This window comes from Alloalcanivorax sp. C16-2 (assembly GCF_046507615.1).
In the GTDB taxonomy this organism is placed as follows: Bacteria; Pseudomonadota; Gammaproteobacteria; order Pseudomonadales; family Alcanivoracaceae; genus Alloalcanivorax; species Alloalcanivorax marinus_A.
Genome location: NZ_JBKFTL010000001.1, coordinates 75,998 through 98,884, shown reverse-complemented (window position 1 = coordinate 98,884; position 22,887 = coordinate 75,998). Strand labels below are relative to the sequence as shown.

Here is a 22,887-nt window from a genome sequence, read left to right as displayed (position 1 = left end):
CCATTCAATCAATCGGTGAGCGCGGCGAACGCCGCCGCGCTGTCCCCGGCTTGCAGGGACAGTATTTCCAGCAGCCGGGCGGCGGCGTACAGGCCGTCCTCGAACCCGAACCAGCGATCGGCGAAGCATATATGCCCGCTCATGTCGCCGGCCAGGGGAGCGCCGGTTTCGCGCAAGCGCGTCTGCAGGGCCGCCGCGCCGGCGGGGGTCATCACCGGCCGACCGCCCTGTTTACGGATCAGGGTGCCCAGCCCGGGGCTGCATTCTACGTCGAACAGCACGTCACTGCCCGGATTCCGGCTCAGCAGGTCGCGGGCGAACAACATCAACAGCCGGTCGGTGCCGAGCACGGCGCCGTCCGAGGCCACCGCCGCCAGCCGCCCACCGCCATCGTCGAAGGCCAGGCCCAGGTCCAGGTTCTGGCCGGTGACGGTGTCGCCCAGGGGCGCCAGCGTAGCCGGGTCGGCCGGGTCCCATCGGCCCTCCACGGGCACCGCGCGGCAGCCCAGTTCTTCCAGCAGCACCGCCGCCACCTGGTCCGTGGCGCCGGGGCTGGCGAATACCGCCACCTTCATCGGGCGGGCCAGAATAATGTCATCGCCCAGGGCCCGCAGGTAGCGCCCGGTGAGTTCCCGCTGCTCCACGGTGCCGGGCGCCTCGGGCGCGGGCCCGGCGTGGCTGGCGGCGGCGGCCAGGGCCTCGCCGGTGAGCCGCTCGCCCTGCAGGCGAACTTCCAGGCGCTGGCCGCTCAGGTACAGCCCGGTCTGGCTTTCCAGCACCTCGGTGGCGTAGTAGAGCACCGGGCGGGGAACGGCGCCAAGATCCATGACCTGGCGGCCGCTGGCGGCGAGCCCGTCCAGCAGCGCCGCGTAGGGATCGTCCCCGGTAGCCGGGGAGCGGGCCGCGAACAGGGTGTGCTGGCCGGCTTCGCCGGCGGCGCCACCGAGAGCCCGGGCCAGCCGGGCCAAGGTGTCCGTTTTCAGGGTGGCGCCGCCGAGGTGGTCATCATGGAGCAGGTCCGCCGGTACGGTGGGCGGCGGCGGGCTGGCCGGCTCCGGGGCGGGTTCCGGAGCGGGTTCCGGAGCGGAGGGCGGTGCCGCCGGCGCGGCCGGGGAGGGCCCGGCGGGTTTGGCCGCCGGACGCCGGACGCCGGGTGTCGCCGGTTCGGTGGCCGGCGTGCCACGGAGGCGCCGCAGGGCGGGAACCAGGGCCGCTATCAGTAGCAACGCCGCGATGCCGGCGCCGCCGGGGATCAGCCAGGCGGACCAGAAAGGGGGGGCTGGCGGTACCGTGACCGCCACGGAAAGAGGGCCGGCGGCGGCCTGTGCCCGGGGGGCATCGGCGCTGGCCTGACCATATCGAATCAGGGTCAGACCGCCCTGTTCCAGGGTCAGCATGGCCCTTGGTGGCAGATCCCGGGCGCTCTGATCGAGCCAGGGGGTCAGGCGACGCTCGAGAATCAACGCGCCACCGGGGGCATTACGCGCCAGCAGCACGGCCGGTTGCTCGCCGCCCCGCGACGACATCCTCGGTTCGCCGCTCTCGCGCACCTGCCGCAGCAGGTCCTGAAAGACGAAGGACAGTTCTTCCTCGCCGGTCCCTTGATCGGCAATCAGCCACAGGCGGGCGTCATCGTTCCAGGGGCCGGGCGCCAGTTCGCCGCTGGCCAGGCGCTCACGCACGGAAGGGTCCGCGCCGCGTTGCTGGAGCTGTTCACGGTCGCGGTTGAGCAGGGTAGCGAGGGTGCCGGCGAATTGCCGGGACAGTGCCTGGGCGTCACTCCGGGCCTGGGCCAGAGTCCGCCCGTGCTGGTATTCGTGGAAACCGTAGGCACCGCCGCCGATCAGCACCGCCAAGATCAGCAACAGCGCCCGCCCGCCGAACGGGTTCCTGGTGCGCGCCATGCTCTCCCCCCCCTTTTTCGCCTCTTGTCGTCTTGTTATCACGGCTTCAGCCGCGATGGACGCCCCCCAGCGCCCATTGTCGTTCACCTTAATGGCGGCCGCTGTGACCGAAACCGCCCTCACCCCGTTCACTGTCTTCGAAACTTTCCACCTGACGCAGTGCCACCTGCATGACCGGCACCACCACCAGTTGCGCGATCCGCTCACCGGGTTCCACGGTGAACGGAGCTTGCCCCCGGTTCCAGCACGACACCATCAACTGGCCCTGGTAATCGGAGTCGATCAGCCCCACCAGGTTGCCGAGCACGATGCCGTGCTTATGGCCAAGCCCGGAGCGCGGCAGGATCAGGCCGGCGTAGGCCGGGTCGGAGATATGGATGGCGAGGCCGGTGGGCAGCAGGGTCGTGTCACCGGGGTTGAGAGTGAGTGGCGCCTCGACCATGGCGCGCAGATCCAGGCCCGCGGAGCCGTCGGTGGCGTAGGCGGGCAATGGGAATTGGTCGCCCAGGCGCGGGTCGAGAAGGCGGTATTGCAGTTCCACGGTGTCGGGCTCTCCGTTCGGGCCATTCGGGCCGTTACTTTAACACCGGGTGCCATCCTTTGCAGAGTCCGACCAAGGGGGAAGCCCCGCCGGCGAGGGGCGGCTCACAGGGAGCCGCCGCCCCGGGTCGCCCAGCGGGTGGAGCGCCGTTCGATCAGGTCGGCGATCACGTACATCAGGATACCGAGCACCCCCACCACCAGCAGCGCCGCGAACACCAACGGTACCCGGAACGAGGAACTGGCGGTCAGCAGCAGGTAGCCGATACCGCCATCGCTGGCCACCATCTCGGCGATCACCGAGCCGACGAACGCCAGCGAGATGGCCACCTTCAACGAGGCGAACAGATAGGGCAGTGCCCGGGGCAGGCCCACCTTGCGCAGAATCACACCGCGTTTCGCGCCCAGCGAACGCAATACATCCGCCAGTTCCGGTTCCAGGGTGGCGATGCCGGTGGCCACGTTGGCGAGGATCGGAAAGAACGCGGTCAGGAAGGCGGTAAGAATCGCCGGCACCGAGCCGATGCCGAACCACATCACCAGCACCGGCACCATGGCCACCTTGGGCACTGAGTTGAAGCCGATCAGCAGCGGGTTGGTGGCCCGGTACATGGCCTGGCTGGAGCCCACCAGGGCGCCCAGGGCCACGCCCACCACCAGAGCGATGAAGAAGCCCACCAGGGTGGTGTAAAGCGTCTGCATCGAGGCGGACAGAATCACCGGCCAGAACTCGATGCCCGCCTTCACCGAGTCGGTGGGCGACGGCAGGATCGATTGCGGGATATCAAACGCCAGGCAGGCCACTTCCCAGACCGCGAAGAAGCCGCCGGCGGTGATCCAGGGGCTCATCGCCTGGCGCAGTTTGCGTCGGTTCATGATGGGTTCTCCTGGGCGTGGCCCACGTGCTGGCGGAGCCGATGGACGGTGTCGGCGAACGCCGGCGAGAAGCGATCCTCGCGAGTGCGTCGCAGGTGGGCGGGAATGCGCTGTGAATGAATCACCCGGCCCGGGCGCGCGGACAACACGTGCACGGTCTCGGCCATGTACACCGACTCGGTGAGGTCATGGGTGATCAGCAGGGTAGTGAACTTCCGTTCCTCCCAAAGCGCTTTCACGGTGTCCCACAGGTCCTCCCGGGTGAAGGCATCGAGCGCCCCGAACGGCTCATCGAGCAGCAGCAGGTCCGGCTCGTGAATCAGCGAGCGGCACAGCGATACCCGCTGCTGCATGCCGCCGGAGAGCTGCCAGGGGAAGCGGTCGGCCACGTCCTTGAGGCCGACCTTGTCGAACAGCGCCATTGCCCGTTCCACATGACGCGCGCGCTCCTTGCGAAAACGGCGCCGGTGGGGGTCGACGATTTCCAGCGGCAACAGCACATTGTCCAGGGACGTGCGCCAGGGCAGCAGCGTCGGGTTCTGGAACGCCATGCCGACGATCTTCAGCGGCTTGCTGACCTCCTTGCCGGCGACGATAACGCCGCCGGCATCCGGCTGGCGCAACCCGCTCACCAGTTTCAGCGTGGTCGACTTGCCGCAGCCGGAAGGGCCCACCAGCGCGCAGAATTCGCCCTGGCCCACGGAAAGGTTGAAATCCTTGAGGGCCAGCAGCCCTTCGCCGAAGTCGCCGTAGGTGAGGCTGACGTCGGTGAGCTCGACGAACGGACGCTGGCCGCCCGACGCCGGTTCCTCCGGCGTCGGCGGGAGCGTATTGACCATGGCTGGATATCCCATGCGATTACTCGGCGGACCATTTCAGGGTGTCGCGGGGCGGCAGGTAGGCGTCGGTATAGACGGTGTCCGGCGCCGGCACCGCGATGCCCAGCGCCTGGGCGGCGCCACGGGTGGTGTCCGCCAGCCGTTTGGCGTCCACGTTGCTCATGCCGTGCTCAACCACCCAGGGCGTGGCCACGGACCAGTCCAGGGACAACTGCAGGCGCTCCTGCTCCACGGTCTTGTCGGTGAGCGGGTCCTTCTTGGCGAGCACCTCGATGGTGCCTTCCGGGTCCCGGGCGCTTTCCATGAACGCCTGCGCCACGCAGCCGATGAACTTCTTCACCGCTTCCGGATGTTCCTCGGCGAACCCGGGGCGGGTCACCAGGGAGCTGCCGTACAGGGGCACGCCGTTTTCCGCGTAACGCATCACCACCAGTTGATCCTCGGGCACGCCGGCGGCCTTGGCGCCGATATAGCCGGTGAAGGCGTGGCCGGCGATGGCGTCGGCCTGCTTGCGGGCCAGGGTGCTCTCGCGCAGTTCCGGCGAGACGCTTTTCCAGTTCACCGAGTCTTCGTCGAAGCCGTTGGCCTTGGCGAGCAGGCCGAACAGGCGCCGGGATGCATCCCCCGGTGGCGCGGCGATGGATTTGCCCACCAGGTCCGCCGGTTTTTCGACGCCGGTGTCCTTGCGGGTAATGATCGACAGCGGTGAGCCGTCGTAAATCACGAAGATGGCGATCAGGGCGTCATCCGGATTGCGGGTGTTGAATTCCAGCATGGCGTTGATGTCGGCGAAGCCGATGTCATAGGCGCCGGTGCTGACCTTGGTGATGGTGTCGCCGGAACCGAAGCCCCGGTCGGTGACCACGTCCAGGCCGGCCTCGTCATAGCAGCCGTTCTCGTGGGGCAACAGGAATGGAGCCTGGGGACCCTGGAACGCCCAGTCGGCGGCGAAGCGCAGATCGGCGGCGTGGGCGCCGGCCACGGCCAGGCCGGCGGACAAGGCGCCGGCGAACCCCAGCGCGCGCAGAGCGTGAAGAACCTTGGTGGAAGTCATGCTGCGTATACCCTCTTGTGGGAAAAAAGAAATCATCGGAGTGCCGCGTTATCAGCTGCGGGTCACCCGGTATTTTTCGTCGCGGTACTCGCCGGACAGAACCGGCGGATACTTGGCTTCCCCCGGCGCCGCCACGCTTTCAATCAGGGCGTCGTAGTTGGGGTGGTGGAAAAAGCCAATGGAAATGCGTTGCGACATGGAGGCGGCGCTGGCCGGGGGATTCACCACCCGGTGCACGTTGGAAACCCAGCGGTCATTGGTCCAGCGCATCAGCAGATCGCCGATGTTGACCACGAAGGTGTCCGGCGCCGTTTCCACCGGAATCCACTCGCCGTCGCGCACCTGAACCTGCAGGCCACCGGGCTTGTTCTCGCCGTTGAGAATGGTGAGCAGGCCGTAGTCGGTGTGTTCGCCGGCACGCAGTTGTCCCGGTTCCGGGGCTTCTTTCTGCTCCGGATAGAAATTGATGCGCATGGCGGTGATATGGCGATCGATCTTGTCGGCGAAGAAATCCTCGTCCAGGCCCAGCGCCAGGGCGGTCAGCGCCATCAGTTGTTCGGCCAGTTTTTCCACCCGCCGGTAGTAGTCGGCGGCGGCCTCGGCAAACGCCGCGGGCCGCGCCGGCCAGCGGTTGGGCACGAAGAAACGTTGCCCCTGGTCGCTGGTGTAATAGGGCTCGTCCGGCCAGTCCGGGCGACCGAAGTGGTAGTACTCCTTCAGGTCCGGCGGGGTCTCGATGGTGTTGCCGTAGGACAGCGCCTCGAAGCCGATGGCGCGGTAGCCCCGTGGCACCGAAACGTCATCCGGCTGGGCGCGCAACTTCTCGTCCAGCGGCAGGTTGAAAAAGGCGCTGGCCTGTTCGCGCAGACGGTCGATCACCGCCAGCGGCACGCCGTGGCCGCGAATGGTGAAAAAACCCACCCGGGTGCAGGCGGCATCGATCTCCCGGGCCACGCGCAGGCGCGCCTCGGGGTCGCCTTCGAGTGCCGGGGCCAGATCAATAACGGGAATGGTGGCGGTCATGGGAAGGCCTCGGGGTCAGTGGAAGTAGGCGCCGCCGTCCACCACCAGCGTCTGGCCGGTAATGAAGGCGGACGGATCGCCGGCGAAGAACTCGATGGCGCCCACCAGGTCGGCGGGCAGCATGTCGCGGGCCAGTACCCGGTTGCGCAGGGACGGTTCCTTGACGCCGTCCACCAGCTCCGGGTTGCCGTGCACGCCATCGCTGAGCGTGAAGCCCGGCGCCACCGCGTTGACGGTGATGCCATGGGCGCCCAGCTCGGTGGCCAGCGCCCGGGTCAGGGAAATAACCGCCCCCTTGCTGGCCACGTAATGGGCCATCCAGGGGTTGCCCTTGAAGGCCACCCCGGAAGCGATATTGATGACGCGGGCATGGTCGCTGGCCTTGAGCAGAGGCAGCAGAGCCCGGCAGATCAGGAAGATGCCGATCACGTTGACGCCGAATACGCGGCGCCATTCTTCCGGCTCCAGGGTTTCAAACGGCGCCGGCTTCAGTGATGAATAAATGCCGGCGTTGTTGAGCACGATGTCCAGGCGGCCATGACGGTCGGTGACGGTGCGGGCCAGCATGGCGGTATCCGCTTCCGAGGCCACGTCCACCGCCAGGCCCTCGACGGCCAGGCCCTGGTCGCGGAGCCGCGTGGCGGCCTGCTCGGCGCCGTCGCGGTCGGCGATGATCACGCTGGCGCCGCGTCGGGCCAGGCGCTCGGCGGCGGCGAAGCCGATGCCCAGGGCGCCGCCGGTGACCACGGCGACGCGCCCGGCCAGGGTCGTTTCCAGATTCATGAGACGGTCTCCGGCAGGTCGAACAGGCTGAGCGGGGGCAGATGGAAACCCCGGCCAATCAGGCCGGAGGCCTCGTCGCGACCGAGAATCGCCAGGTTGATGATGGGAGGGCGGCCATCGGCGAGAATCCTTTCCGGGTCCAGGGTGCCGCTGGCGGGCTCGAACAGGGGCCGGCGTCGCGCCGCGTAGTCGGGCAGGCTGTCGGCCCATTCCTTGAGCAGAGTCGGCGCGAGGCCCAGTGCCTGACCGCCGAGGCCGCAGGCGTCAATGACCGCGCTGTCGCCAATGGCGCCGAGGGCATTGGCTTCGTCGGCGCCGGGCAGCAGGGTGCCGCGGGGCGGTGTCGCCGGCGCCGTGCGCCATTGGCTGGCGCCACGCGCGCGCAGGCCGAAATCCACCCCGTTGCCGCCGATGGCGGTAATCGGCGCGTCGTGGAGCCGCCAGGCGGCGGCGGCCATTAGCGGTGTCAGCGCGAAGGAGGCGTTATTGGCCAGCTCCGCGCGGATCGCCTCCGGCAGGCCGGGCAACCGGTCCAGCAAGGCCCGCGTCAACGCGCCGGTACGGGAGTGGCAGTCGTCGCCCTCGGCAAGCGCCTCGGTCACTACCGGTTCCACGGCCAGGGGGCGGGCGCGTACCGCCGGCGCCAGATGGTCGGCGGCCAGCCGTGCCAGATGGCGGAAACGGGCGGCGCCGTCCGTGCTCAGGGTGCCGAACCGTGCCGCTGGCGGCGGCCCTTCCACCAGGGGGGCATAACGGGTGGCGGCGCCCTCGCCCACCGCGATCAACGGCATGCTGGCGCTGACCACCTGGGCCAGCGGGGTCACCACGCCATGGTCCTGGGCCGGGGCCAGGGTCAGGTGGCCCTGTTTGAGCAGTTCCAGAGCCTCGGCGGAGCTGCCGGCCAGCCCCTCGAACAGAGCGGCCACCACCGCCGCGTTGCGCACGGCGGTGGGTACGGCGCCGCGCAGTGGCGGGCCGGCATGCAGCAGGGTGCGTTCGGGCAGATCCGGCAGCGCCTGACGGCGTGTCACCAGATCATGCCAGAAGGCGCCGGCGAAGGGCGCGGCGAGGGTGGCGGGTGTCATACCGCGTTCCTCGTCAGGTCCGGCAGGATCGGAGCGTCGGCGTCATGGCGCACGCCATCGACCAGGCAGAACGCCGGACTCAGCAGCCGGTCCGCAGCCACCACGGTGTCCTCGTTGTCGCGCAATGAGAAGCGCCCGCGGTGATCGTTCAGCACGCTGATGTCCGCCGGGTTGCCCGGGGTCAGGGAGCCCAGCTCGTCCGGCAGGCCGAAATTCGCCACCACATTGGTGGTGACCATCTTCACCACCTCCATCAGGGGCAGGCCCAGGGCCAGCATGGAGGTCATCGCCGAAGCCAGGGAGAAGCGCTGCTTACCAAAGAACATGTGTTCCTTGTCGGTGTGCTCCTCCGGAGTGCCCGCGGGGTGCGGCACATGGGTGTTGTAGCCGTGCATGTCGGCGCCCAGGGTGTGCGGCACGATGCCCGCGTCCAGCGCGATGCGGGCCATCTTGAAACTGAAGTGCGAGCCATGCCCGACGTCCACCTTCAGGCCCCGCTCCAGGGCCTCGCGAACCATCGGGTGCACCCTGCCCTCGCTATTCACGAAGCCGCCGGGGTGGCGGGTGAACGGGTGGGCCAGAATGTCACCGGGTTTGAGCAGCGGCACTACGTCGCGGAGCACCGAATCCGGGTCGATGGGGTGTTTGTCCTCGGGCAATGGCCAGAGCTGGCCGAAGTGGATGTACAGCGGCAGACCGGCCCGTTTGCCGATTTCGGCGCACTGGCGCATCACATCCAGCCCCCAGCGTGACATACCGCCGATTTCCGCGTGGGCCTTGAAGCCCTTTACCAGGTCCGCGTTGGCCAGCGCCGAGGTAACGGTCGCTTCCACGTCCACGCAATCGGGCTTGTACAGCGAGGGGTAGTAATGGCCTTCCAGACCGCCGACCAGATAGGTGGAAAGAAACGCGAAGGTCCGTGAGTGGTGGCCTCCGGCGATGTGCTCCCGGAACGCCGGCAGGGTCATGCACGACGGGCCGCCCTGGTCGATCAGGGTGGTGACGCCGGAGCGAACCCCGCACAGATCCGGGTTGAGCCCGAAGCGACCGGTCACGTACTGAAATACGTGGGCATGAGTGTCGATCATGCCGGGGATCACCAGTTTGCCGCTGGCGTCGATAACGTCCGCCCCCGGCGCGGCGACCGTGCCGGGGGCTACCACGGCCTCGATGCGTCCGTCGGTGACCAGTATGTCCCGGGGGGCGTCGATGTTCTGGGCGGGGTCGATCACATGCCCGCCTTTGATCAGCAGATCCGCCATTGTTTGCGCTGTCCTTTTGGTCCTTGTGATACGGCGTCTGCTGCAATGGATATGCCAAGGGCGCGGAAAATTTATTCAGGGGTAATGTAATCCATTGAAAATAAATGAGTTTTTGGTGGGCAATTATTGATCTATATGAGTGGTATGCCTCTTATATGGTGGGACGGCGAGTATACGAGTGTCGCATTAAGGGGCATACCACTTATTTAAATGCACCGGGCCGGCGCTTGTTGCGCGGCTGCCCTGGCTAGGGTGCAATAGGCCCGGACGCACCGAACCTTGCAAAAGGAATGTTGATGGACGCTTCACAATCGCCGCCCGCGAATGCTCCCCGGTCCTCGCTGCTGGACCGACCCGGTTTCCTGATTCGCCGCCTGCATCAGATTCACTGCGCGTTGTTTCTGGAAGAGACGCGGGATTTCAATATCACGCCGGTTCAGTACAGCCTGCTGACCACACTGGCGGATCGCGGTGAACTGGATCAGGTGGGCCTGGCCACGGAGATCGGTCTGGAACGGACCAGCGTGGCGGAGGTGATCCACCGCCTTGAAGCCCGTGAACTGGTGTCGCGCCGGCGCAGCGAAAGTGACCGGCGGGTTAAGCTGGTGAAGCTGGAGCGCAAGGGGCGGGCTCTGGTCAAGCGGGTGGACGCGGCGGCGCAGCGCGCCCACGACCGCACCATCGAGGCCCTGCCGGAGCCGGAGCGGGCGGCCTTGTTGTCACAGCTGGTGCGGCTGGTGGAGGCCAACAACGATAAAGGCAAGGCGCCGTTCCGGATGTCCTGAGCGGGGCATGCCTCAGCCCTGACGGATGGCGATCAGCTCGATCAACTGCTTGGCGATCTGCGCCTTGGAAGCCAGCGGCAACACCTTGTGGCCATTGGGCCAGATCACGGTCAGGGCATTGTTGTCGCTGTTGAAGCCCACGTCGCTGCCGGAGACGTCGTTGGTGGCGATCATGTCCAGGTTCTTGTTTTCCAGCTTGCCCTGAGCGTACTGGATCACGTCCTGGGTTTCGGCGGCGAAGCCCACCGTGAAGGGGCGTTTCGCGTGGCTGGCTACCGCGGCGATGATGTCCGGATTCTTCACCAGGGTCAGGTGAATTTCCTCGGTGGACTTCTTGATCTTGTGATCGGCGGTGACCGTGGGGCGGTAGTCCGCCACCGCGGCGGTGGCGATGAAGATGTCGCAACCGTCTTCCACCGCGTCCAGGCTCGCCTGGTGCATTTCCTCGGCGCGTACCACGTCGATCCGCCGTACCCGGTTGGGGGTGGGCAGCGACACCGGCCCGGCGATCAGGGTCACGCGGGCGCCGGCCTCGGCGGCGGCCGCCGCCAGGGCGAAGCCCATCTTGCCGGAGCTTTTGTTGGTCAGGTAGCGCACCGGGTCGATTGGCTCCCGGGTGGGACCGGCGGTGATCACCACATGGCGGCCGGTGAGCAGGTCGTAGTCAAACACGTCCGCCGCCTGGTGGATGATCGTTTCCGGGTCCTGCATGCGGCCCGGACCCACTTCGCCGCAGGCCTGGCTGCCATCACCGGGGCCGAATATATGAATGCCCTTTTCCTGGAGAATCAGTTGGTTCTTCTGGGTGGCGGCGTCCGCCCACATCTGCTGGTTCATGGCCGGCGCCACGGCGATGGGCGCGCCGGTGGCCAGGCACAGGGTGCTGAGCAGATCGTTGCCGTGGCCGTAGGCCAGGCGCGCCAGGAAGTTGGCGGAGGCCGGGGCGATCAGCACCAGGTCCGCCCAGCGGGCCAGTTCGATGTGGCCCATGGCGGCTTCGGCGCGCGGGTCGAGCAAATCGGTATGCACCGGGTGGCCGGACAGGGCCTGCATGGTCAGGGGGGTGATGAACTCACAGGCGCCCTGGGTCATCACCACGCGCACTTCGGCGCCGGCATCCTGCAGTCGGCGGACCAGTTCGGCGGCTTTGTAGGCGGCGATGCCGCCGGTCACGCCGAGGAGGATTCGCTTGTTGACCAGTCGCTGCATACTGTTATTCCGTACAGTGTTTTGGGATTTGGCTGACACGATTCGGAGCCGATGTCGTCTGCCAGGGTCCGTGGGTGGCTTGGTGTAATGGGGTGGTGACTCTCAGAGGGGGCCTAGGGTAGCACCAAGGTATGACCAAGCGTAGTGATGCCGTGGCCGGGTGGGCGGTCACGGTCCAAGGAGGTGGACAATGGCGATCAGCGACTGGCCCGAGGACGAGCGGCCGAGGGAGAAACTTCTGGCGCGCGGGGCGTCGGCCCTGAGCGACGCGGAATTATTGGCGATTTTTTTGCGCACCGGCAGCCGCGGGCGCACCGCGGTGGATGTGGGGCGGGGGCTGCTGCACCGCGCCGGCGGGCTGCGCAAACTGTTGGACCTGCCGCCGTCCCGGATGGCGCGGCTGCCCGGGCTGGCTTCCGTGGGGCGCCGGGCGCTGTTGCTGGCGTCCCTGGAGATGGGCCGGCGCTATCTGGCGGAGGAGCTTGAGCGCGGCTTCAGCCTGGATAATCCGGAACCGGCGGCGCGTCTGTTGACCGCGGAGTTGCGCGGTGAGCCCCGCGAGGTGTTCGCCGTCCTGTTCCTGGACAACAAGCACCGGGTGATCGGTTTCGAGAAAATGTTCTACGGCACCGTTGATGGCGCCGCGGTCTATCCCCGGGAGGTGGTGCGGCGGGCTCTGGAATACAACGCGGCCAGCGTGATCGTGGCGCACAACCACCCGTCCGGGGTGGCCGAGCCCAGCCAGGCGGACCGCGACGTCACCGACCGGCTGCGCAAGGCGCTGGATCTGGTGGACGTGCGGGTGCTGGATCATCTGGTGATCGGCGACGGCCATTGGGAGTCCTTCAGCCGGCGCGGTTGGGTCTGAACGCCACTCTTTGCTTGAACAACGGCCAATGGGATGGTATAAAACGCGCCTTTTCCGGGGCTGCCCCGCCCCAAAGTATGTTTCACGGGAGCAAGAATCATGTCCAAGGTTTGCCAGGTGACCGGCAAGCGGCCGGTAACGGGTCACAATGTGTCCCACTCGAACATCAAGACCAAACGCCGCTTCGAGCCGAACCTCCACTACCACCGTTTCTGGGTGGAAAGCGAAAAGCGCTTCGTGCGTCTGCGTGTGTCCTCCAAAGGGATGCGCATCATCGACAAGAAGGGTATCGACAGCGTGCTGGCCGATATCCGCGCCCGCGGCGCGCGGGTTTAAAGGCCGGGAGGAACTGAATCATGGCAGGTCCGATTCGCGAAAAGATCCGTCTGGTGTCCTCCGAGGGCACGGGTCACTTTTACACCACCACCAAGAACAAGCGTCTGCATCCCGAAAAGATGGAGACCAAGAAGTTCGATCCGGTGGTGCGTAAGCACGTGATCTACAAGGAAGCGAAGATTAAGTAAGCTTCCCGCCTGGCAAGGGGCAACAAAAAACCCGACGTGGTTCACACTACGTCGGGTTTTTTGTGTGCCTGGAAAACCGACCTCTGTCATAAAAATTCCAAGAAACAAAAAATTTCATAACAATACAAAGAATATCTTCCGAAACGCCCACCATTTCGCCATATTGGTACGAACGTGAGGCCGGCGAGGGTGTGTCGTCGAGCGCTTGATGTCCGGTAATTTGGGACGGGTACCCACCGGTCGTCGCTCTCACGGTGCCACTTATCATCCGGCCATATCAGCTAACTCATTGATTTAGTGGGGGAGACAAAAAATCATGGCAAATTCAGTCATTGTGATCACGCTCACAGAATGTCTACTATCGGGAAAGGATTCGTTACTGATTCCACAACAAAGTGCCACGGAGAGCTCACTATGAAAGCGATCACTAACATTCGACTCACTACTCAGAAACTGGCGGCCCGTCTGTACTCCGTCGCGCCTACCCGTGCCGACAAACAGCGTGGTGCCAGTGCCCTCGAATATATTGTGCTGGCTGCCGCGATTATTGTGATCGTTGGTGTTCTTGCTACCGTCTTCGGAGGGGAATCCAACCCCTTATCCGACGCCTTCTCCAGTCTGTTCTCGACTGCCCAGGGCGTAGGCGGCTCCTGAGATAGGGAGAAAGGCGTTATGCGCCGGCAAATCGGGGCGGTCGCGCTGGAGTTCCTGATGCTGTTTCCGTTTGTGGTGGCGATGCTTTATGCCGCTGCCATATACGGGATTGTATTCTTCAGCCAGTACCGATTGCAGAATGTGGTGGACCGATCAGTATCCACGGCACTTTATGTGGATCGCTCTGCGTACGCCGCCTCGGATTTGCAAAATCAAGTGGAGAGTCGTGCCCGGGCTGTATTGCTCGGTTTGCTTCAACAGCAGCCTGAGCCATTAAAGAGCATGTCTCCGGGAGAGGATGCCTGTGGGGTGGAGACCATCGGGGGAGTGGAAATGCTCCGGTGTACTTTGACCTATAACTACAAGGCCAAACCGATCGTGCCGGTTATGAGCTTCGGCATGCTTGGTACTTTTCCTCCCCTGCCGGATACCTTGACGGCGGAGGCGCACGCGGCTTTCTGACCTCTTCTCAATAAGTTGCCAAAACAGGGATGTTCTGGAGGGGTTATGGGATCGAAACTGTTGTATACCCTGCCGGCATTACTGCTGGCGTTGCTGGCCCTGATTCTGGCCCTGGTGGGGTTGAGCCGGGAGCCGGAGCCGGCCTCCGCCGGGCGCAAGGCGCCGGCGACGGAGGTAGCCACGGTGAAAGAGGCGCCGGCCCATCGGTACTGGGTGGTGCGCGAGCCTCTTGAAGCGGGGCAAACGCTCACCGCCGACAAGCTGGCGGTGGTCGCCGCCGATACGCCCATCACCGGGGCGCTGAGCGCGGCTCAGTCCATTGATGGTCAGCAGGTGCGAAGCACCGTTCGCGCCGGGGAATTGCTGACCGCCCATCATCTTGAAGCCGGGGGCTCCTTGCCCGCCAGTCTGCCTCCGGGGCATCGCGCCATCGCCATTCCCGTGGACAATGTCACCGTGGCCGGGGGGCTGCTGAGGCCCGGCGACCGTGTTGACGTGATTACCGCTTTCCGTCGTTCCGACAAGGACGCGCCGGTGGCTCTGGTGATGCTCAAGCGCATCGAGGTGCTGGCGGTGCGTGGCGTGATGAACAATGTCGACAGCGACGACGACAACAATCGCCGCAACGACACCGTGGTGCTGTCGGTGCCGGAGGCGAGAGTCTCCGCGCTGATGCTGGCTTCCTCCGAAGGGAAGCTCCGCCTCGCCGTGGTCGGTGGCCAGGACGAGGGGCCGGCGTCACAACCCACTCCTGAACAAGGCCCGGCCGCCGATGATCGGCGCGCTACCTCGGTGGCGATGAACGACACCGAAGACAAAGCCGAACCTTTCTATTTCGAGGACTTCTTCCCGGAGCCGCCCAAGGCGCGGGCACCGGCGCCGCGTGCTTCGCCGGGGCGCCGTGTTCAGGTGTTCGAGGGAGCTGAATCAAGGAGCACCTATGTTCGCTAGGCGATGCAGATCCGCTTTCGTTGCCGTACTGGCGTTGTGCTGGTCGGTGGCTGTTCTGGCGGAACCCATGGGAAGCTCTACCAGGCTCGCCCCCGGCGATCAGAAAGTCCTGACCTTCCCGGGGCCGATCACCAAGGTGGCCACATCGAACCCGGAGGTCGCCAGACTGACGGTGAGCGGCGACCGCGAAGTCCTGTTGACCGCCATCCAGGAGGGCTCCGCCGAACTGACCATCTGGGTCCGTGATCGCCAGGCGCCCCTGCGCAGCAGCGTGGCGGTGGCCACGACTCTGGGCGGCAGTTTGCCGTTCGGAACCCAGGTACAAACCGATATCCGTGTGCTGGAAGTAAGCCGCTCGGAGCTCAACAGCCTGGGCGTTTACTACGCCAACCTGTTTGACGGCGGCGACTCCGCCATTGGCATCGCCCCGCCGGGCACCAGCTATCGGGGCTTTTCGGGCCCGGGGGGCGCCCAGGCGCCGATCAACGCGGATGGCTTCAACCTGTTTGGTTTTGGCAGCAATTCCCTGACCATCATCAACGCTCTCGAAGGTGGCGGTTTCGCCTACACGTTGGCGGAGCCCTCGCTCACCAGCCTCAGTGGCCAAAGCGCTTCCTTTCTTTCCGGTGGTGAGTTTCCGGTGCCGACCCGCAGCTCCAACGATGGCATCCAGGTTGAGTACAAGGAGTTCGGTGTCGGCCTCAGCCTGACTCCCACGGTAATCAGCGGGGAACAGATTATTCTCAAGGTGGCACCCGAGGTCAGCGAGTTGGATTACTCCGCCGGCGTGGAAACCGGTGGCGTGGCGGTGCCCGGCCTGCGCGTGCGGCGCGCGGAGACCACGGTCTCCCTGGCGCCCGGAGAGACCTTCATCATCAGTGGGCTGGTGAGCCGGAGCACGGTTAATAACAGTGATCGCATCCCGGGCCTGGGCAACATCCCGGTGCTGGGCGCGTTCTTCCGCTCCAGCCGCATTTCCCGCGACGATAAGGAACTCGTCATGGTGGTCACACCGCACCTGGTGACGCCGCGCAAGGCCGGCCGTCCTCCGGTCACCCTGCCCGGTGGCGCCTATCACGAAAGCAGCACCGGGTGGCTGGACATGGCCACGGAACCGCGGCGCGGTTCGCAACCCATTCGTCACGGAGTGAGCTGGTGAGCCATGAGCGATAACGATATTGTCCTGTCCGTGGTCGATGATCCGGGCATCAAAGCCTGGCTGGAACGAAGCGTCGAGGAGCCGTTCCGGCTCGAATTCGTCAGCCGTGGAGATATGACCCGGGTTCTGCGCCTGCTGGAAGCGACCACCGCCCATCTGGTGCTGGTCGAAGTCAACGAGGAAGACCTGGACCAGTCCCTGGCCATCATCACCGCCCTCACCAGCGCGCGCCCCTGGGTAACGGTGATCACCGTATGCGGCTATGCCAATCAGGAGCTGCTGCTGCAAAGCATGCGTGCCGGTGCCCGCGACTGTTTTCTGGCCGGTAACGACGCCGCTGAAATCCGTGACCGTCTGCGCCGGCACCAATTGGTGCGCAGCGGTCATTATGGCGACGAGACCCGTTCGGCGGTAAACAACCTCACCCTGGTGGCCGGCGCGGACCCGACCGTGGATACCCGCTTCCTGACCCAGAGCCTGGCTCTGGGTATAAACCGCCGCCACCCGGAGTGGCGCTGTCTGGCGATTGATACCCAGGCCGGCGAGCGAAGCGTGTTTTATCTCGACGCCAGCAACCAGTTTACCCTCGATAACCTGATCACCAGCCCGGAGACCCTGGACGAAACCCTGATCGGCACCGCCCTGGAGGAATACCGCCCGGGCCTGAGGCTGCTCGCCGGCGGCGCCGGCACACAGGATTTTCAGGGAGATCGCAGCGCGGATCTGTTCATCGCCCTGAACCGGCTGATGCAGATGTTCGACCATATCGTCATCAACGTGGGCGTGCTGGAAAGCAACTACTGGATTCGCGCCCTGGGTGTACACACGCGCCATCTCATGGTCGCCATGCAGCCCCTGGTGGAGCAGGCCCACGCGGCTCGCGGCCTGGTGCAGGACTGGCGCTCGCACCTGGGCCGCAATGCGGAAATCGGCCTGGTCATCGACGGCTACGACAGCAAGGTGCCGCCGGATCTGGAGGAGCTGGGTGAAACGGTGGGCGCGCCGCTGGCCGGCACGCTGCCCATGGACTGGCGCCACCGGTTGATGGCGATCAACTCCGGCCGGCCGATTCTCGAACAATCACCACGTTGTGCCTACAGCCGCCACCTCGGGGCGGTACTCGATGCCCTGGACGGCGGAATGGAGAAATCGCGAAAGGGCGGTTTGCTGACGCGTGTTCTGGGGAGCTAAGCCGTGCCCGGTCGTATTGATCAGGAATATCAGGAACTCAAGGAGCGTGCTCACCGCTGGGTGGTTGAGCGGCTCGACGAGGAGGGCATCGAGGTAGGGCGCACCAAGGTCGATACTCTTGCTGAGTTCGTGCACCACAACCTGAGCCAGTTTATTTCCCAGAACCGGGTGCCGCTGTCCACGCGCGACCTCAATCAGCTCTCCCGGGACACGCTGAACGAAGTGGTGGGCTATGGTCCCCTGGAGCCACTGCTCGCCGACGAAAGCATCAACGACATTCTCGTCAACGGGCCGAAGGATGTGTTCGTGGAAGTCGCCGGTGTACTGCAGCGGGCACGCACCCGCTTCATCAATGATGAGCACGTGATCCGGGTGATCCGGCGCATGCTGGCGCCATTGGGTCGGCGGCTGGATGAGGCCAGCCCGATGGTCGACGCCCGCCTGCCGGACGGCTCCCGGGTCAATGCGATCATCCCGCCGCTGGCGCTCGACGGGCCCACCATCAGTATCCGGAAGTTCACCCGCAACCACCTTACCGCCCGGGAGCTGATCAACAGCGGCTCCATGACCGAGGCATGCCTTGAGGTGCTGATACGGGCGGTGGAATCGCGCCGCAATATCATCGTCAGCGGCGGCACGGGGACCGGCAAGACCACCATGCTGAACCTGATCAGCCAGCATATCCCCCGCCAGGAACGCATTCTTACCATCGAGGATTCCGCCGAGCTGGTGTTGCATCACCCCCACGTGGTGCGGCTGGAAACCAGGCCCGCGAATACCGAAGGAAAGGGCCGCATCACCGCCCGGGAACTGGTCGTCAATGCGCTGCGGATGCGCCCGGACCGCATCATTCTCGGCGAAGTCCGTTCCGCGGAAATCATTGAATTGCTTCAGGCCATGAACACCGGTCACGAAGGTTCCATGAGTACCATCCACGCCAACAGCACCCGCGATGCCCTGGTTCGAATTGAAACGTTGCTGGCGGTCAGCGGTTATGACGCCAGCGAAAAGGCCATCGGCCGGCTGATCGGCTCGGCGCTGGACATCATTATCCAGTTGGTGCGCCGGCCAGATGGTAAGCGCATGGTCAGTGATGTGGTGTCGCTGAGCCCCACCGAAACCGATGCCTACCACATGGATTATCTCTATCGGAGCCAGGACCATGAATAGCGTCGCCCTGCTCGCCGCCGCCCAGACCCTGGCCGTTCTGGCCCTGCTGGTTCTGGCGGTGCAGGCACTCTGGTTTCATTATCGGTCGCGGCGCGTGCTCAATGAGAATGTGCAGCGCCGTATGATCGACGCGGCCCCCGTGAGCGATGACGCGGTCGCCCGGGTGAAGCTGACCGCCCTGGAACAGGTATTGTTGCGCGCCGACATCCAGATACCCCGCCAGCAGTTGGTGTTGGTGGGTATTCTGATACTGGTCTTTCTGGCGGTGGTCGCCTCTCTGAAAGGCGTGCTTGTCGCCGTGATTACCGCCGGCTTGTTGGCGGTGATGCTATGGATGTACTGGCGCTTCCGCTTTCAGCAGCAACGACGCCGTATCTATGAGGAACTGCCCGGGATCATCGATTCCGTATTGCGCTACATGAGTGCCGGCAGATCTCTGGAGAGTGCTTTGGTTGAGGCGTTCCGTGATGCGCCGCCGGTTTTTGAGCCTCTGGATTTCAGACTGCGCAGTGCCGTCGAATCCGGCCGGGACTACACCGGACTCTTTGAAGACTTCGCGGGGCTCTATCGGGTTCCGTCATTGGTATTGGTTTCCATCGCTCTTCGCACTGCGGCTCGCTTTGGCTCATCTATTCAACCAGTGTTCAGGCAGGTTTCCGAGTCTCTCAGATCACAGCAGGAAATTCGTCGAGAGTTTATGGCGGCTACGGCCGAGATTCGATTTACTGCCGCCGCGTTCGCGTTATTACCTGTGGGTTTGGCGGCATACATGATGTTGATCAACGAAAACTATTCCGAGGTTCTGCTTGAGACGACCACGGGGCATTGGATGCTCGGCGTTGCTGGCGCTCTTCAGGGCCTGGGCATGATATTGATATGGCGGATGATTCAGGGGGTGGGGCGTGACTAGCTTATGGTTCGTCGCCGCGCTGCTCATGGCCCTGTTATCTGTGTGGGTGGCCTTTTTTATGACGCCCCGATGGGCTCGTAAGGCACGTATTCATACCCGGTTGAAAAATCCGGGTGATAGTGAAGGGGAAGCCTCTTCGTTCTGGCTGACGCGCATCGCGACACGCTTAACCGAGTCGTCTCTTGCGCGGGAAGATTTCAGAGAAATTCGTGAAGCGCTTGCGGCAACAGGTAGAAGTCGTGAGCAGGCCCAAATGCTCTATCTATTCTATTGTTGGCTGCTTCCCGCTTTTATCATCGTGACCGGGTTTCTTTTTATGGGGGTTCTGGGTGCTATGGTCGTGGCTGCTTTGGCTTTCCTGTTGCCACGTCGTGCTATTCGCTCCATGGGTCGAAATGCTGAAGATAAACAGAATCTTGAGGCGGTGGAGCTTTGCCACCTTACGAGAATGTTGATGGAGGCCGGCTTGTCCTTGGAGCGGGTATTGCGACTTATCGCAGTGCAGGGGCGCCCTATGATACCGATGCTGTCATTGCGTCTTGACCGTTTTAATCGGCTCATGGAATCCGGGGCCGAGAGAACCCAGGCCCTGGAGGAACTGGGCGAGAACCGGCGTATTCCTGTCCTGAGGAGCTATGTCATATTGATGAAGCAGAGTAGTCAGCTTGGCGCCGGAGTTTCTGACAGCCTGGATCAGATCATCGAGGAATCACAGAAAATCGAACGGAACCGCATCCGCGAGGAAACCAACCGGATAGGCGCGAAGATGACCGTCATCATGATGGCCTTCATGCTGCCGGCGCTGTTCATCCTTATCGGCGGCCCGGCGGTTATTTCCATCGGCGAAGCCTTAACGCGTTAAAGAGAAGGGAGTGAAGGGATGCGAGCATTCATTGTGGGGTTAACGGCGGCGTTGCTCGCTACCGGCTGCGCCTACCACCCCCCGGCTCCAGAGGGAGCCAGGGCGGATGCGCCCGATAACCTGACATGCAACGATAAAATCCAGCCAGAAGAGCAGGTCCAGTTGGACCGGGTGGATACGCTAATGGCCCGGGATCACAACCACGCCGCTCTGGCTCAGCTGGAAGCAAGACCGCTGTCGACGGTCGGCCACTGGGTGCGCTACGGCCAGCTGAAAGCCTCCACGGGCCGGCTTGACGAAGCCGAGACGATCTTCAGTGGCCTGGTGGAGCAATGTGGTAGCGGTCGGGGCCATCATGGTCTGGGCATGGTTCTGCTCAAAAAGGACGAGGTCATGGCGGCCCTGGATCAGCTGCGCCAGGCCCGCGAGTTGAAGCCCGCCTCCGCGCAGGTTCGCAATGACTATGGCTACGTGCTTCTCATGGTGGGCGAATACGGCGCCGCCGCCTACGAGTTGCGCACCGCCATGGAGCTGGGCGACGGGCAGGGGCCGGTTCGCCAGAATCTGGCGGTGGCCTACCTGCTCACCGAGAACTGGGCGGGTCTGCAATGGATGACCCAGGAATACGACTTCGATGCCAAGGAGCGCGCCTACGCGGAGCGTCTCGCGGCGACTTTCAGGAGCGTGCAATGAAATACCGGATCGCGATCTTGATGATGATTCCGGCCCTGGTCATGGCCGGTGAAACGGAGCCGCCCGAGTACGGGCTGGCTGGCGTGGTGGTGAAGGAACACTCGCCGACCGCCACGGACAGGGCGCTGGATCAACAGCGCCGCTCCGCCCGTGCGGAGCGCAGTGAGATATCGGTGCCCGTCTATGTCGATACCCAGAAGCGCCTCGCGGAAAGTTTCCGTACGCCGATTCCGGAGACGTTCGGCAACCAAACACGAGAAGATAACTAAAATGCGCAATCAGCGGGGTGCTCTCACCTTTGTCACACCATTACTTATGGTTTTGGTGGTGATACTCGGCACGCTCGCGGTTGATGGCGCCCGCCTTTATTCTCTTCGGCAGGAGATGCAAAGCCAGGTTAATGTGGCGGCGATGGCCGCCGCGGATGCGGCTCAGGCCTGCGGCGGAGAAACAATAAGCCTTGCAACTATCCAGCAAAGAGCATTGGGCGCTGCCACGACACAAGGTTATGTCGCCTCAAAGGGCACCTTATCTGTCCAGCCCGGCGTTATAGAAAGCGATGGTGAGAAAGTACTTTCCTTTCAACCGGTTTCCGATCTTCGAAAGAGTAATGGCGTCGTTGTCGAGCAAAAGCGGGAAGTGCCGATCTCCGTCCTGTTGCCTGAGAGTACCTTTGGCACCGTCAAGATAACGGCGGAGGCAGCGGCCCGTAAAGAATTGGTCGCTACGTTGAGCGGTGCCGGTAGTACTGCCGTGCTTGGCGGTGACGCCCAAACGGCCAACCTGCTGAACGTAATCCTTGGTGAGGTGCTCAATGGCGGAACGCCATTTTCTATTGATCCCACCGATTTTCAGAGTCTTGCCCTGACCACGGCTCGCCTGGGAGATGTTCTGGATTCTCTTGGTGTTGATAGCCTGGAAGCCATGTTGAGTACGGATGTCCTGGTCGCCGATCTACTGCAGGCCCTGGATGACAATGATGGGCTGAACGATGTTGGTGGTGCTTTGGATCAGCTCATCGGGGCCGCGGGCGTTCAGACGATCAAGATCGCGGACATTATTGAAGTGGTAGGCACGACCAAGGTTCCTGAAAATAGCCGGCTGCCTGTCTACGATACAGTCATTGCCTTAGTGCTCAACCTCGCCGAAGGCCAGCTTCTCGAAGGGGCGCTGACCGACACTCAGATAAACATCCCTAATGTCACTTCCACCCGGGTCAGTCTCTTTGTTGGAAAGGCGCCGACGGTGGTGACTGGCCCGGCGCGCCAGGATGATGCGGGCGATTGGATTACTCGTCTTCATGCTCCAGACCTTGGACTTACACTGACCAGCGAGTTGAACGTACTCGGACTATTGACACTTGAGCTTCCGTTGGCCGTAGAGGCGGGTGGTGGTGATGCGGAGCTTGTTTGGGCTGACTGTGCTGAGGGAACGAACACCAATTCAGTTGCTTTGGGGCTCGATGTTGCCGGGCAGGCTGCGAGAGTTGCCACCGGTGAGATTGACGCTTCCGGAAACCTGAATTCAGGACCCGTGTCTCTAGCGGTGCTTGAGAATACGCTGCCTGGCAGGGTTGGCCTTGCGACTATAACGGCGAACCTGGATTTGACTCTTGGCGGTGGAACGGAGCGGGTCGAGCTTGGCTACACTCTTAATGAAGATAACCCTTCCTCCGTGTTCACTCAGGGAGGGCTTTCTGAGGCTGACTTGGATCAATTTGATATTAATGTTCAGTTATTTGATAACAAGGCGGCGTGCGGTGGACTTATTAGTTGCCTGTTGGTCGGAATAGGGGATCTCGTAAGTGGGATAGTGGATGGTGTGACCAGCCTCCTCGGTCTGGAGGAAGTGATCGCCTCGACTGTAGAAGGGTTGGTAAATGCCTTGGGTACGACCCTTATAGATCCGTTGCTAAACGCGCTTGGTGTTTCCGTCGGAACGATGCAGGTTGCCGTTACGGGAGCGGATCAGAATAGTGTCCAACTGCTCGAGTACTGTGGAGTTGATGGCTGCTGATCGTGATGGCGACTAATAACGAGCTACAAACGACTGACTATGATACGCGGCTGGGTTGATTGGCATA

General features: G+C 63.8%; 25 protein-coding genes. 15 read left to right on the top strand and 10 right to left on the bottom strand.

Translation table 11 applies throughout. The features are described 5' to 3' along the window. Window positions 1-8: 8 nt before the first annotated feature. The 9 genes from ACLD02_RS00460 to ACLD02_RS00420 form a co-directional block, all read right to left on the bottom strand. Window positions 9-1,904 carry a hypothetical protein gene (locus tag ACLD02_RS00460; RefSeq protein ID WP_410297676.1) on the bottom strand — a complete coding sequence of 632 codons (1,896 nt, stop codon included), beginning with the start codon at window positions 1,902-1,904 and terminating at the stop codon, window positions 9-11. A gap of 88 nt (window positions 1,905-1,992) precedes the next feature. Next, window positions 1,993-2,445, bottom strand: coding sequence for a dUTP diphosphatase (dut, locus tag ACLD02_RS00455; RefSeq protein ID WP_203105478.1), 453 nt, complete (start codon window positions 2,443-2,445; stop codon window positions 1,993-1,995). 104 nt (window positions 2,446-2,549) lie between these two features. Continuing rightward, window positions 2,550-3,320 carry an ABC transporter permease gene (locus tag ACLD02_RS00450; protein ID WP_203105479.1) on the bottom strand — a complete coding sequence of 257 codons (771 nt, stop codon included), beginning with the start codon at window positions 3,318-3,320 and terminating at the stop codon, window positions 2,550-2,552. Continuing rightward, entirely contained in the window at window positions 3,317-4,159 is an 843-nt protein-coding gene (locus tag ACLD02_RS00445; RefSeq protein ID WP_203105480.1) for an ABC transporter ATP-binding protein, read from the bottom strand. The genes ACLD02_RS00450 and ACLD02_RS00445 overlap by 4 nt, the downstream gene beginning before the upstream one ends. A 19-nt stretch (window positions 4,160-4,178) precedes the next feature. Further along, entirely contained in the window at window positions 4,179-5,213 is a 1,035-nt protein-coding gene (locus ACLD02_RS00440) for an ABC transporter substrate-binding protein (protein WP_203105481.1), read from the bottom strand. A gap of 51 nt (window positions 5,214-5,264) precedes the next feature. Then, complete coding sequence (locus ACLD02_RS00435) at window positions 5,265-6,236, bottom strand: isopenicillin N synthase family dioxygenase (protein ID WP_203105482.1); 972 nt, start codon at window positions 6,234-6,236, stop codon at window positions 5,265-5,267. A gap of 15 nt (window positions 6,237-6,251) precedes the next feature. After that, the gene (locus ACLD02_RS00430) at window positions 6,252-7,019 is read right to left on the bottom strand and encodes an SDR family NAD(P)-dependent oxidoreductase (RefSeq protein ID WP_410297675.1); all 768 of its coding nucleotides are present in this window, start codon (window positions 7,017-7,019) and stop codon (window positions 6,252-6,254) included. Then, complete coding sequence (locus tag ACLD02_RS00425) at window positions 7,016-8,104, bottom strand: DUF1116 domain-containing protein (RefSeq protein ID WP_410297674.1); 1,089 nt, start codon at window positions 8,102-8,104, stop codon at window positions 7,016-7,018. The genes ACLD02_RS00430 and ACLD02_RS00425 overlap by 4 nt, the downstream gene beginning before the upstream one ends. Beyond that, complete coding sequence (locus ACLD02_RS00420) at window positions 8,101-9,366, bottom strand: amidohydrolase/deacetylase family metallohydrolase (protein ID WP_203105485.1); 1,266 nt, start codon at window positions 9,364-9,366, stop codon at window positions 8,101-8,103. Before ACLD02_RS00420 ends, ACLD02_RS00425 begins: the two co-directional genes overlap by 4 nt. A 296-nt stretch (window positions 9,367-9,662) precedes the next feature. Between ACLD02_RS00420 and ACLD02_RS00415 the strand changes: the two genes are divergently transcribed. Next, entirely contained in the window at window positions 9,663-10,151 is a 489-nt protein-coding gene (locus ACLD02_RS00415; protein ID WP_410297673.1) for a MarR family winged helix-turn-helix transcriptional regulator, read from the top strand. A 12-nt stretch (window positions 10,152-10,163) separates the two neighbouring features. On the opposite strand, the gene coaBC is transcribed toward ACLD02_RS00415, so the two are convergent. After that, entirely contained in the window at window positions 10,164-11,360 is a 1,197-nt protein-coding gene (gene coaBC, locus ACLD02_RS00410) for a bifunctional phosphopantothenoylcysteine decarboxylase/phosphopantothenate--cysteine ligase CoaBC (RefSeq protein WP_203105487.1), read from the bottom strand. Between the two features lie 190 nt (window positions 11,361-11,550). Between coaBC and radC the strand changes: the two genes are divergently transcribed. The 14 genes from radC to ACLD02_RS00340 all read left to right on the top strand — a co-directional run bounded on the left by radC (window position 11,551) and on the right by ACLD02_RS00340 (window position 22,820). After that, the gene (radC, locus tag ACLD02_RS00405) at window positions 11,551-12,228 is read left to right on the top strand and encodes a RadC family protein (RefSeq protein WP_203105488.1); all 678 of its coding nucleotides are present in this window, start codon (window positions 11,551-11,553) and stop codon (window positions 12,226-12,228) included. 99 nt (window positions 12,229-12,327) lie between these two features. After that, on the top strand, window positions 12,328-12,564 hold the full coding sequence (rpmB, locus tag ACLD02_RS00400) for a 50S ribosomal protein L28 (protein WP_161382569.1): 237 nt from the start codon (window positions 12,328-12,330) through the stop codon (window positions 12,562-12,564). A 20-nt stretch (window positions 12,565-12,584) separates the two neighbouring features. Then, window positions 12,585-12,752: a 50S ribosomal protein L33 gene (rpmG, locus tag ACLD02_RS00395; RefSeq protein ID WP_138773780.1), complete on the top strand. Its 168-nt coding sequence runs from the start codon at window positions 12,585-12,587 to the stop codon at window positions 12,750-12,752. Window positions 12,753-13,166: 414 nt separating this feature from the next. Further along, entirely contained in the window at window positions 13,167-13,406 is a 240-nt protein-coding gene (locus tag ACLD02_RS00390) for a Flp family type IVb pilin (protein ID WP_410297672.1), read from the top strand. A gap of 18 nt (window positions 13,407-13,424) precedes the next feature. Next, window positions 13,425-13,868, top strand: a complete 444-nt coding sequence (locus ACLD02_RS00385; protein ID WP_410297671.1) for a TadE/TadG family type IV pilus assembly protein — start codon at window positions 13,425-13,427, stop codon at window positions 13,866-13,868. A 45-nt stretch (window positions 13,869-13,913) separates the two neighbouring features. Beyond that, window positions 13,914-14,819 carry a Flp pilus assembly protein CpaB gene (gene cpaB / locus ACLD02_RS00380; RefSeq protein WP_410297670.1) on the top strand — a complete coding sequence of 302 codons (906 nt, stop codon included), beginning with the start codon at window positions 13,914-13,916 and terminating at the stop codon, window positions 14,817-14,819. 67 nt (window positions 14,820-14,886) lie between these two features. Beyond that, window positions 14,887-15,978 carry a type II and III secretion system protein family protein gene (locus ACLD02_RS00375; RefSeq protein WP_238401125.1) on the top strand — a complete coding sequence of 364 codons (1,092 nt, stop codon included), beginning with the start codon at window positions 14,887-14,889 and terminating at the stop codon, window positions 15,976-15,978. A 3-nt stretch (window positions 15,979-15,981) separates the two neighbouring features. Continuing rightward, window positions 15,982-17,169, top strand: coding sequence for a CpaE family protein (locus ACLD02_RS00370; RefSeq protein ID WP_203105493.1), 1,188 nt, complete (start codon window positions 15,982-15,984; stop codon window positions 17,167-17,169). A 3-nt stretch (window positions 17,170-17,172) separates the two neighbouring features. Next, window positions 17,173-18,339 (top strand): ATPase, T2SS/T4P/T4SS family, encoded by a 1,167-nt coding sequence (locus ACLD02_RS00365; protein WP_203105494.1) that lies wholly within the window; start codon window positions 17,173-17,175, stop codon window positions 18,337-18,339. Continuing rightward, window positions 18,332-19,249, top strand: a complete 918-nt coding sequence (locus ACLD02_RS00360) for a type II secretion system F family protein (protein WP_410297669.1) — start codon at window positions 18,332-18,334, stop codon at window positions 19,247-19,249. Before ACLD02_RS00365 ends, ACLD02_RS00360 begins: the two co-directional genes overlap by 8 nt. Further along, window positions 19,242-20,111, top strand: coding sequence for a type II secretion system F family protein (locus ACLD02_RS00355; RefSeq protein ID WP_410297668.1), 870 nt, complete (start codon window positions 19,242-19,244; stop codon window positions 20,109-20,111). The genes ACLD02_RS00360 and ACLD02_RS00355 overlap by 8 nt, the downstream gene beginning before the upstream one ends. Before the next feature lie 18 nt (window positions 20,112-20,129). Next, window positions 20,130-20,804, top strand: a complete 675-nt coding sequence (locus ACLD02_RS00350; protein ID WP_410297667.1) for a tetratricopeptide repeat protein — start codon at window positions 20,130-20,132, stop codon at window positions 20,802-20,804. Then, window positions 20,801-21,073: a hypothetical protein gene (locus tag ACLD02_RS00345; RefSeq protein WP_410297666.1), complete on the top strand. Its 273-nt coding sequence runs from the start codon at window positions 20,801-20,803 to the stop codon at window positions 21,071-21,073. Before ACLD02_RS00350 ends, ACLD02_RS00345 begins: the two co-directional genes overlap by 4 nt. A 1-nt stretch (window position 21,074) precedes the next feature. Further along, complete coding sequence (locus ACLD02_RS00340; protein ID WP_410297665.1) at window positions 21,075-22,820, top strand: hypothetical protein; 1,746 nt, start codon at window positions 21,075-21,077, stop codon at window positions 22,818-22,820. The last annotated feature ends 67 nt before the right edge of the window (window positions 22,821-22,887 follow it).

Bases quoted from the DNA above. Each gene is read 5' to 3' on its own strand.
- ACLD02_RS00460 (WP_410297676.1), bottom strand. From the start codon at position 1,904: ATGGCGCGCACCAGGAACCCGTTCGGCGGGCGGGCGCTGTTGCTGATC.
- coaBC (WP_203105487.1), bottom strand. From the start codon at position 11,360: ATGCAGCGACTGGTCAACAAGCGAATCCTCCTCGGCGTGACCGGCGGC.
- ACLD02_RS00375 (WP_238401125.1), top strand. From the start codon at position 14,887: ATGGGAAGCTCTACCAGGCTCGCCCCCGGCGATCAGAAAGTCCTGACC.
- ACLD02_RS00445 (WP_203105480.1), bottom strand. From the start codon at position 4,159: ATGGTCAATACGCTCCCGCCGACGCCGGAGGAACCGGCGTCGGGCGGC.
- rpmB (WP_161382569.1), top strand. From the start codon at position 12,328: ATGTCCAAGGTTTGCCAGGTGACCGGCAAGCGGCCGGTAACGGGTCAC.
- ACLD02_RS00385 (WP_410297671.1), top strand. From the start codon at position 13,425: ATGCGCCGGCAAATCGGGGCGGTCGCGCTGGAGTTCCTGATGCTGTTT.
- ACLD02_RS00450 (WP_203105479.1), bottom strand. From the start codon at position 3,320: ATGAACCGACGCAAACTGCGCCAGGCGATGAGCCCCTGGATCACCGCC.
- ACLD02_RS00360 (WP_410297669.1), top strand. From the start codon at position 18,332: ATGAATAGCGTCGCCCTGCTCGCCGCCGCCCAGACCCTGGCCGTTCTG.
- ACLD02_RS00390 (WP_410297672.1), top strand. From the start codon at position 13,167: ATGAAAGCGATCACTAACATTCGACTCACTACTCAGAAACTGGCGGCC.
- cpaB (WP_410297670.1), top strand. From the start codon at position 13,914: ATGGGATCGAAACTGTTGTATACCCTGCCGGCATTACTGCTGGCGTTG.
- ACLD02_RS00440 (WP_203105481.1), bottom strand. From the start codon at position 5,213: ATGACTTCCACCAAGGTTCTTCACGCTCTGCGCGCGCTGGGGTTCGCC.
- ACLD02_RS00425 (WP_410297674.1), bottom strand. From the start codon at position 8,104: ATGACACCCGCCACCCTCGCCGCGCCCTTCGCCGGCGCCTTCTGGCAT.
- ACLD02_RS00415 (WP_410297673.1), top strand. From the start codon at position 9,663: ATGGACGCTTCACAATCGCCGCCCGCGAATGCTCCCCGGTCCTCGCTG.
- ACLD02_RS00345 (WP_410297666.1), top strand. From the start codon at position 20,801: ATGAAATACCGGATCGCGATCTTGATGATGATTCCGGCCCTGGTCATG.
- ACLD02_RS00430 (WP_410297675.1), bottom strand. From the start codon at position 7,019: ATGAATCTGGAAACGACCCTGGCCGGGCGCGTCGCCGTGGTCACCGGC.
- rpmG (WP_138773780.1), top strand. From the start codon at position 12,585: ATGGCAGGTCCGATTCGCGAAAAGATCCGTCTGGTGTCCTCCGAGGGC.
- ACLD02_RS00340 (WP_410297665.1), top strand. From the start codon at position 21,075: ATGCGCAATCAGCGGGGTGCTCTCACCTTTGTCACACCATTACTTATG.
- ACLD02_RS00435 (WP_203105482.1), bottom strand. From the start codon at position 6,236: ATGACCGCCACCATTCCCGTTATTGATCTGGCCCCGGCACTCGAAGGC.
- ACLD02_RS00350 (WP_410297667.1), top strand. From the start codon at position 20,130: ATGCGAGCATTCATTGTGGGGTTAACGGCGGCGTTGCTCGCTACCGGC.
- ACLD02_RS00420 (WP_203105485.1), bottom strand. From the start codon at position 9,366: ATGGCGGATCTGCTGATCAAAGGCGGGCATGTGATCGACCCCGCCCAG.
- ACLD02_RS00370 (WP_203105493.1), top strand. From the start codon at position 15,982: ATGAGCGATAACGATATTGTCCTGTCCGTGGTCGATGATCCGGGCATC.
- radC (WP_203105488.1), top strand. From the start codon at position 11,551: ATGGCGATCAGCGACTGGCCCGAGGACGAGCGGCCGAGGGAGAAACTT.